4 protein-coding genes and 1 pseudogene are annotated in these 7,763 nt (G+C 68.2%); 3 read left to right on the forward strand and 2 right to left on the reverse strand.

Annotated features, from left to right (window positions below; genetic code table 11):
• Positions 1-114: 114 nt before the first annotated feature.
• Both A9X03_RS06960 and A9X03_RS06965 read left to right on the forward strand, forming a co-directional pair.
• Positions 115-3,447 (forward strand): DUF2126 domain-containing protein, encoded by a 3,333-nt coding sequence (locus A9X03_RS06960; RefSeq protein ID WP_068260311.1) that lies wholly within the window; start codon positions 115-117, stop codon positions 3,445-3,447.
• A complete protein-coding gene (locus A9X03_RS06965; RefSeq protein WP_067780816.1) occupies positions 3,447-6,131 on the forward strand; it encodes a circularly permuted type 2 ATP-grasp protein in 2,685 nt (894 codons plus the stop codon). The genes A9X03_RS06960 and A9X03_RS06965 overlap by 1 nt, the downstream gene beginning before the upstream one ends.
• A 47-nt stretch (positions 6,132-6,178) precedes the next feature.
• Here A9X03_RS06965 and A9X03_RS30090 read toward each other — a convergent pair whose 3' ends face one another.
• Both A9X03_RS30090 and A9X03_RS30095 read right to left on the reverse strand, forming a co-directional pair.
• A complete protein-coding gene (locus A9X03_RS30090) occupies positions 6,179-6,562 on the reverse strand; it encodes a hypothetical protein (RefSeq protein WP_231975361.1) in 384 nt (127 codons plus the stop codon).
• A gap of 57 nt (positions 6,563-6,619) precedes the next feature.
• A pseudogene (locus tag A9X03_RS30095) lies at positions 6,620-6,778 on the reverse strand (TetR/AcrR family transcriptional regulator); the annotation flags it as partial.
• A 114-nt stretch (positions 6,779-6,892) separates the two neighbouring features.
• Here A9X03_RS30095 and A9X03_RS06975 point away from each other — a divergent pair.
• The gene (locus A9X03_RS06975) at positions 6,893-7,654 is read left to right on the forward strand and encodes a hypothetical protein (protein WP_067780818.1); all 762 of its coding nucleotides are present in this window, start codon (positions 6,893-6,895) and stop codon (positions 7,652-7,654) included.
• Positions 7,655-7,763: the final 109 nt, after the last annotated feature.

Genomic DNA, 7,763 nt, shown 5'->3' on the forward strand with positions numbered 1-7,763 from the left:
GCCGCCCGGGCCGCAGCAGGTCTGACCTCAAAGCCACGCCAGAAGTTACGGCGCTGTTAGCCGCGGCTGTGGTGCGCTGCGGCCTTGTGGCGCTTGTGATGCAATCACCTTGTTATGAGCATCAAAGTCGCGCTGGAGCACCGCACCAGCTACACCTTTGACCGGCCGGTCCGGGTGTTCCCGCACGTCGTTCGGCTGCGACCGGCGCCCCATTGCCGCACGCCCCTCGAGGCCTACTCGCTGCGCATCGAGCCGGAAGAGCACTTCATCAACTGGCAGCAGGACGTGGTAGGCAATTTCCTTGCGCGGCTTGTTTTTCCGAATCCGATGCGCCGGCTGACCATCACGGTGGGACTCATCGCCGACCTCAAGGTGATCAACCCGTTCGACTTCTTCATCGAGGACTGGGCCGAGACCTGGGCCCCCTCCACCGGACGGGCCGGGCTGACCTATCCCAAGGATCTGGCCGACGACCTGGAGCCCTACCTGCGCCCCGTCGACGAAGCGGGCGAGGGATCGGGGCCGGGTGAGCTCACGCGGGCGTGGGTGGAGAACTTCTCGGTGGACGAGGGCACGCGCACCATCGACTTGCTGGTCGCGCTCAACCACGCGGTCAACGCCGACGTCGCCTACAGCCTGCGGATGGAACCCGGTGTCCAGACACCGGATTACACGCTGCGCACCGGGGTGGGCTCGTGCCGCGACTCCGCGTGGCTGCTGGTGTCGATCCTGCGCCAGCTCGGCCTGGCCGCCCGCTTCGTGTCGGGATATCTGGTGCAGCTCGCCTCGGACGTGGAGGCGCTCGACGGGCCGTCGGGCCCCGCCGCCGACTTCACCGACCTGCACGCCTGGACCGAGGTGTACATCCCGGGTGCGGGCTGGATCGGGCTGGACCCGACGTCGGGGCTGTTCGCCGGCGAGGGCCACATCCCGCTGGCCGCCACGCCGCACCCGGCGTCCGCGGCACCCATCAGCGGCGGCACCGAGCCCTGCGAATCGGTGCTGGAGTTCTCCAACACCGTCACCCGCATCCACGAGGACCCCCGCGTCACGCTGCCCTACACCGACGAGGCGTGGCAGACGATCTGCGACGTCGGCCGGCGCGTGGACGAACGGCTGGCCGCCGCCGACGTGCGGCTGACCATCGGCGGTGAGCCGACCTTCGTCTCGGTGGACAATCAGGTCGCCAAGGAGTGGACCACCGCCGCCGACGGGCCGCACAAGCGGCAGCGCGCCTCCGACCTGGCCGCGCGCCTCAAGGAGGTGTGGGCGCCGAACGGGTTGATCCAGCGCGGGCAGGGCCGTTGGTATCCGGGCGAACCGTTGCCGCGCTGGCAGATTGCGCTCTACTGGCGCACCGACGGGCGGCCGCTGTGGAACGACGGCGCGCTGTTGGCCGACCCGTGGGGGGACCGGCCGGAAGCAGTCGACGGTGAGGCCGCCCGCCAAGTGCTCGCCGGCCTCGCCAACGGGCTGGGGCTGCCACTTTCGCAGGTGCGGCCCGCCTACGAGGACCCGCTGCACCGGCTGGCGGATAAGGTCCGGCAACCGGAGGGCGACCCGGTGGACCCGGCCGACGACCTCGAGGAGGACACCCCCGCCGGTCGCGCGGCGCTGCTGGCCCGCCTCGACGAATCCGTAACGGCCCCGGCGGCTTTCGTGCTGCCGCTGCACCGCCGCGACGACGGCGCCGGGTGGGCCAGCGCGGACTGGCGGCTGCGCCGGGGCCGAATCGTGCTGCTGCACGGCGATTCTCCGGCGGGTCTGCGCCTGCCCCTGGACGCGATCAGCTGGCGACCGCCGCGCCCGTCGTTCGACGCCGATCCCCACGCCGCCGGCGATGCGCTGACGACGGAATCGGACCAGGCGGTGGTGGACGACTCCGACACCGCCCCGCCCACCGCGATGGTCGCCGAGGTGCGCGACGGGCTGCTCTACCTCTTCATGCCGCCCACCGAGGCACTGGAACACTTCGTCGACCTCATCGCCCGCGTCGAGGCCGCCGCGGCCAAGGCTGACTGCCCGGTCGTGATCGAGGGCTACGATCCCCCGCCGGACCCCCGGCTGAGGTCGACCACGATCACCCCGGACCCCGGCGTCATCGAGGTCAACGTCGCGCCCACCGCCAGCTTCGCCGAACAGAGCCAGCAGCTCGAAACCCTCTACGAGCAAGCGCGATTGGCCCGGCTGTCCACCGAGTCGTTCGACGTCGACGGCACCCACGGCGGCACCGGCGGCGGCAACCACATCACGCTGGGCGGCGTCACCCCCGCGGACTCGCCCCTGCTGCGGCGCCCGGACCTGTTGGTCTCGCTGCTGACGTACTGGCAACGACACCCGTCGCTGTCCTATTTGTTCGCCGGCCGGTTCGTCGGCACCACCTCACAGGCACCACGCGTCGACGAGGGCCGCGCCGAGGCCCTCTACGAGCTCGAGATCGCGTTCGCCGAAATCACCCGGCTCTCCGGACCTTTCGGGGGCAACGCCCCCCGGCCGTGGGTGATCGACCGCGCGTTGCGCCACCTGCTGACCGATATCACCGGCAACACCCACCGCGCCGAATTCTGCATCGACAAGCTCTACAGCCCCGACAGCCCCCGCGGCCGGCTCGGCCTGCTGGAGTTGCGCGGGTTCGAGATGCCCCCGCATCTGCGCATGGCGATGGTGCAATCGCTGCTGGTGCGCTCGCTGGTGGCGTGGTTCTGGGACGAGCCGCTGCGCGCCCCGCTGATCCGCCACGGCGCCAACCTACATGGGCGATACCTGTTGCCGCACTTCCTGATTCACGACATCGCCGATGTCGCCGCCGACCTGCGCGCGGACGGCATCGCGTTCGAGACCAGCTGGCTGGACCCGTTCACCGAGTTCCGCTTCCCGCGCATCGGCACCGCGGTGTTCGACGGCGTCGAGATCGAGTTGCGCGGGGCGATCGAACCGTGGAACACCCTCGGCGAGGAGGCCACGGCCAGCGGCACCGCCCGCTACGTCGACTCGTCGGTCGAGCGCATCCAGATCCGGATCATCGGCGCGGACCGCCACCGTTACGTGGTGACGGTCAACGGCTACCCGGTGCCGCTGCTGGCCACCGACAACCCCGACATCCACGTAGGCGGGGTCCGGTTCAAGGCGTGGCAGCCGCCCAGCGCGCTGCACCCGACGATCAGCACCGACGTCCCCCTGCAGTTCGAGCTGATCGACCTGACGACGGGCACGTCGCGCGGCGGGTGCACCTATCACGTCGCGCACCCCGGCGGGCGGGCCTACGACGAACCGCCCGTCAACGCCGTCGAGGCCGAGGCGCGCCGCGCCCGCCGGTTCGAGGCCACCGGCTTCACCCCCGGCAAGCTCGACTTGTCGGACATCCGGGAAAAGCAGGCACGCATCTTCACCGACATCGGCGCGCCGGGCATCCTAGACCTGCGCCGCGTGCGTACCGTTCAGCAGTAATGGCGTTTGCGGACATGACATTCGGCACCGGTGCACCCCCGGCGGCCGCTGGCGGGCGCCACGAGGACCGCTACGAAGACGCGGACCGCCTGCTTGCCGGGTATCGCGCCGCACGCGCCCAGGAGGCGCTGTTCGATCTGCGGCACGGCCCCGCCGCCGGTTACGACGAATTCGTCGATCAGGACGGGAACGTCCGACCGGCCTGGGCGGAGCTGGCCGACACCATCGCCGAGCGCGGCCGGGCGGGGCTGGACCGGCTGCGGTCGGTGGTGCGCAGCCTGATCGACAGCGACGGCATCACTTACACCGACGTCGAACCCGGCGGGCACGGCCTGGAGCCTCGGCCGTGGATCCTCGACACGCTGCCGATCGTGCTGTCCGCCGCGGAATGGGAGTTGCTGGAGGCCGGTCTGGTGCAGCGGTCCCGCCTGCTCGACGCCGTGCTCGCCGACCTGTACGGATCGCGCAGCCTGCTCACCGAGGGCGTGCTGCCGCCGGAGCTGCTGTTCGCCCATCCGGGTTACGTGCGGGCCGCCAACGGCATCGAAATACCCGGGCATCACCAGCTTTTCCTGCACGCCTGTGACGTCAGCCGGCTGCCGGACGGAGCCTTTCAGGTCAACGCCGACTGGACGCAGGCACCGTCCGGCGCCGGCTACGCGCTGGCCGACCGGCGCGTCGTCGCGCACTCGGTTCCCGACCTCTACGAGCGGATCGCACCGCGACCGACGACGCCGTTCGCCCAGGCCTTGCGGCTGGCGCTGATCGATGCCGCGCCCGACGTTGCCCAGGATCCCGTGGTGGTGGTGCTCAGCCCGGGTATCTTTTCCGAAACCGCCTTCGATCAGGCGTATCTGGCCACGCTCCTGGGTTTCCCGTTGGTGGAGAGCGCGGACCTGGTGGTGCGCGACGGCAAATTGTGGATGCGCTCGCTGGGCACCTTGAAACGGGTCGACGTCGTCCTGCGTCGGGTGGACGCCGATTACGCCGACCCGCTGGATCTGCGCGCCGACTCCCGGCTCGGGGTGGCCGGTCTGGTGGAGGCGTGCCACCGCGGGACGGTGACCGTGGTCAACACGTTTGGCAGCGGCATCCTGGAAAACCCCGGGCTGCTGCGGTTTCTGCCCCAGCTGTCCGAGCGCCTGCTGTCCGAGGCCCCGCTGCTGCACACCGCGCCGGTCTATTGGGGCGGCATCGCCAGCGAACGCTCGCACCTGCTGGCGAACCTGTCGTCGCTTTTGGTGAAGTCTACCGTCGGCGGGAAAGCCCTTGTCGGGCCGACGCTTTCGTCGTATCAGCTGACACAACTGGCCGGCCGGATTGAGAAGATGCCGTGGCAGTGGATCGGCCAGGAGCTGCCACAGTTCTCGTCGGCGCCCACCGACCACGCCGGGGTGTTGTCGTCGGCCGGCGTCGGGATCCGGTTGTTCAACGTCGCCCAGCGCAGCGGGTACGCCCCCATGATTGGCGGGGTCGGCTACGTGCTGGCACCCGGTCCCGCCGCGTACACGCTGGAAACCGTTGCCGCTAAGGATGTCTGGGTCCGCCCGACGGAGCGTGCGCGGGCCGAGGCGGTGAGTCTGCCGTCCCCGCCGCCACCGGCGAAGTCCGCGGCCGGTACCTGGGGCGTCAGCTCGCCGCGCGTGCTGTCCGACCTGTTCTGGATCGGCCGCTACGGCGAGCGCGCGGAGAACATGGCGCGGCTGCTGCTGGTCGCCCGCGACAGGTTCCACGTGTACCGGCATCAGCAGCACACCGAGGAGAGCGCGTGTGTGCCGGTGCTGATGGCCGCACTGGGCCTGATCACCGGAACCGACACGAGCGCCGACGACTGGACCGACGAGAGTGCCAGGGACGCAGCCGAAATGATCGCCGTCGCGCCCTCGACGCTGTGGTCGTTGACCGTGGACCCCGATCGCCCCGGGTCCCTGGTGCAGTCGGTGGAAGGTCTGGCGCTGGCCGCCAGGGCGGTGCGAGACCAGATGTCGAACGACACCTGGATGGTGCTGGCCGGGGTGGAACGAGCGCTGGCGCAGCGTCGCGAGCCGCCGGACTCGCTCGCCGAAGCCGACGCGCTCCTCGCGTCGGCTCAGGCGCAGACGCTGGCCGGGATGCTGACCCTTGCGGGTGTGGCCGGTGAGTCGATGGTGCGCGACGTGGGCTGGTCGATGATGGACATCGGCAAGCGCATCGAACGCGGCCTGTGGCTGACCGCGCTGCTGCGGGCGACGCTGACCGCCGTCCGCGGCGCCATCGCCGAGCAGACGATCATCGAGGCGACGCTGGTGGCGTGCGAGTCCTCGGTGATCTACCGACGCCGCACCGTGGGCAAGGTGAGCGTCGCCGCAGTGGCCGAGCTGATGCTGTTCGACGCGCAGAACCCGCGCTCGTTGCTGTACCAGGTCGAGCGGCTGCGGGCCAACCTCAAAGACCTGCCGGGTGCATCGGGATCGTCGCGGCCGGAGCGGCTGGTGGACGAGATCGGCACCCTGTTGCGCCGCTCGCATCCCGCCGAGCTGGAAGAGGTCGGCGAGGACGGGCTGCGCACGGAGCTGGCCGAGCTACTCGATTCGGTGCACACGCAGTTGCGCGAGCTGGCCGAGGTCATCACCACCACGCAGCTGGCGCTGCCCGCCGTGCAGCCGCTGTGGGGCCCCGACGTACGCCGGGTGATGCCAGCCTAAGGCGACGCGGTTCATTGCGTCACACGGGTTCGTCGTCAGATCCGCGCTCAGCGATGCGCATCGATTAGATCGGCAACCGCCTTTTGGGCATCCGTTGGGCGTAGCGGAGGCGTGGCGAACATCTCGGCAATCATCATCGCCACCGGTGTTGTCCACAGCAGAAGGCCCAACGCAACGGCATGTTCACGGTTGGCCCCGGTATTCAAACGTGTGATCAATGCCGCTAGGGCCGCGCCGAGACGCTTCAAGTGGTGCTCATCAAGGCCGTCACGCAAGTCCTTGGTTGCGATGAGAATCTCCAACCCCGCCATGGCCTTTGGATTGGCGAAGGCGTCCCATGCTGCCCGCACCAGGTCTTGGGTGTCCATGACCTGCTCACCGGCCAACACCTCCAGCGAGGCGACGAGACGGTCAACGGCATCTTCGATCACCGCAGTTAGCAGACCATCGCGGTCCCCGAAGTGATGTTGAATGACACCCCAACTCACGCCGGCGCGCTCAATGATGTGCCGGGCACTAGCCGCGGAGAAGCCTTCCTCGCGAATGCACCGAACCGTTTCGTCGATGAGTAACTCGCGGGTCCGGTCCCCGCGCTGCTGTCGCCCGGTGCTCGGACGGCGCGGGGCGGTTCGTCTGCGCCCAGTCATGTCTGTGATCCGCGCTGGCTCATTCACAGCACCCTAGTCAGTAGCCTTGCGATTAAAACATGGCGTATGCCATGCTTTCCGCGTTCAGCTTACCTCGCCCCGAAAGCCCACCTCATGTCTCAGACGATCAGCGCCGACAACACGAACGCTTACCCGGCCGAGGGCGGACTCTCGTCACTGCAAAAGTCGCTCTTGGGCGTCCTGGCGTTCTTCTTCGTTATCCAGATCGTCTTCTGGTACCTCGAATTCCATGCTGGGGTGTCCCACGTCGTCGCGTCCACCACGTTGGTCGTCTTCGTCGTGGGCTGTTTCTCGACGGCCCTTGCGCTCCCGTGGCTTCCGCTTCCAGGTCAACGTGACCGCACGAAGTGGGACCGTTTAGGCGCGATGGTGATCGTCTGGGTCTTCATCGCCCTGATTCCACGATTCATCTGGGAACTGCCGTGGCTCCTGTTCTTCGATCAGATCAGAAACGGCGTGCAGCATGGCGCGCTGTGGACGTACATGTGGTCACCCATCTTGCTCGGAGGCGACGCGCGGTACCTGAACGGCGACCCGCTCATCGTCGTCCTTGAGTGGATCGCCTTCTTCATTGGACTCTTCGAGGCGTATGCCATGGTGCAGTTCTTCCGGAATGGTAAGCGCTTCACCAGCATTCAGCTGTCATTCATCATGGGTGGGATGATCGTTGAGGTCACGCTGCCTGCGGTCTACTTCGGGGTGGAGATCGCTAACAATCTGCAAAGCATGACAAGCCCAGTCGAGATGTGGGTCAAGTTCGTGGTTCTGAACCTCTTGTGGTGCACCATGCCACTCGTCACCTACTTCTGGGGTGTTCGCAGGTTGGCTCGCCAGGATCTTGCCGTGAAGTTTTAGCTCGCTTGACGGGTCGACCTAACTAAAATCCAGCGATCGTGAGCGCGGCGGAGCCGGGCGAAACGGGTCGTTACGTCAAACGGGTTCGTCGTCGTCGGTGTCGCGGAGG

Source organism: Mycobacterium sp. E1715 (genome assembly GCF_001667625.1).
GTDB lineage: Bacteria > Actinomycetota > Actinomycetes > Mycobacteriales > Mycobacteriaceae > Mycobacterium.

What these genes read in the sequence shown, in the direction of transcription:
- A9X03_RS06975 (WP_067780818.1), top strand. Translation starts at nt 6,893, where the DNA reads ATGTCTCAGACGATCAGCGCCGACAACACGAACGCTTACCCGGCCGAG.
- A9X03_RS06960 (WP_068260311.1), top strand. Translation starts at nt 115, where the DNA reads ATGAGCATCAAAGTCGCGCTGGAGCACCGCACCAGCTACACCTTTGAC.
- A9X03_RS06965 (WP_067780816.1), top strand. Translation starts at nt 3,447, where the DNA reads ATGGCGTTTGCGGACATGACATTCGGCACCGGTGCACCCCCGGCGGCC.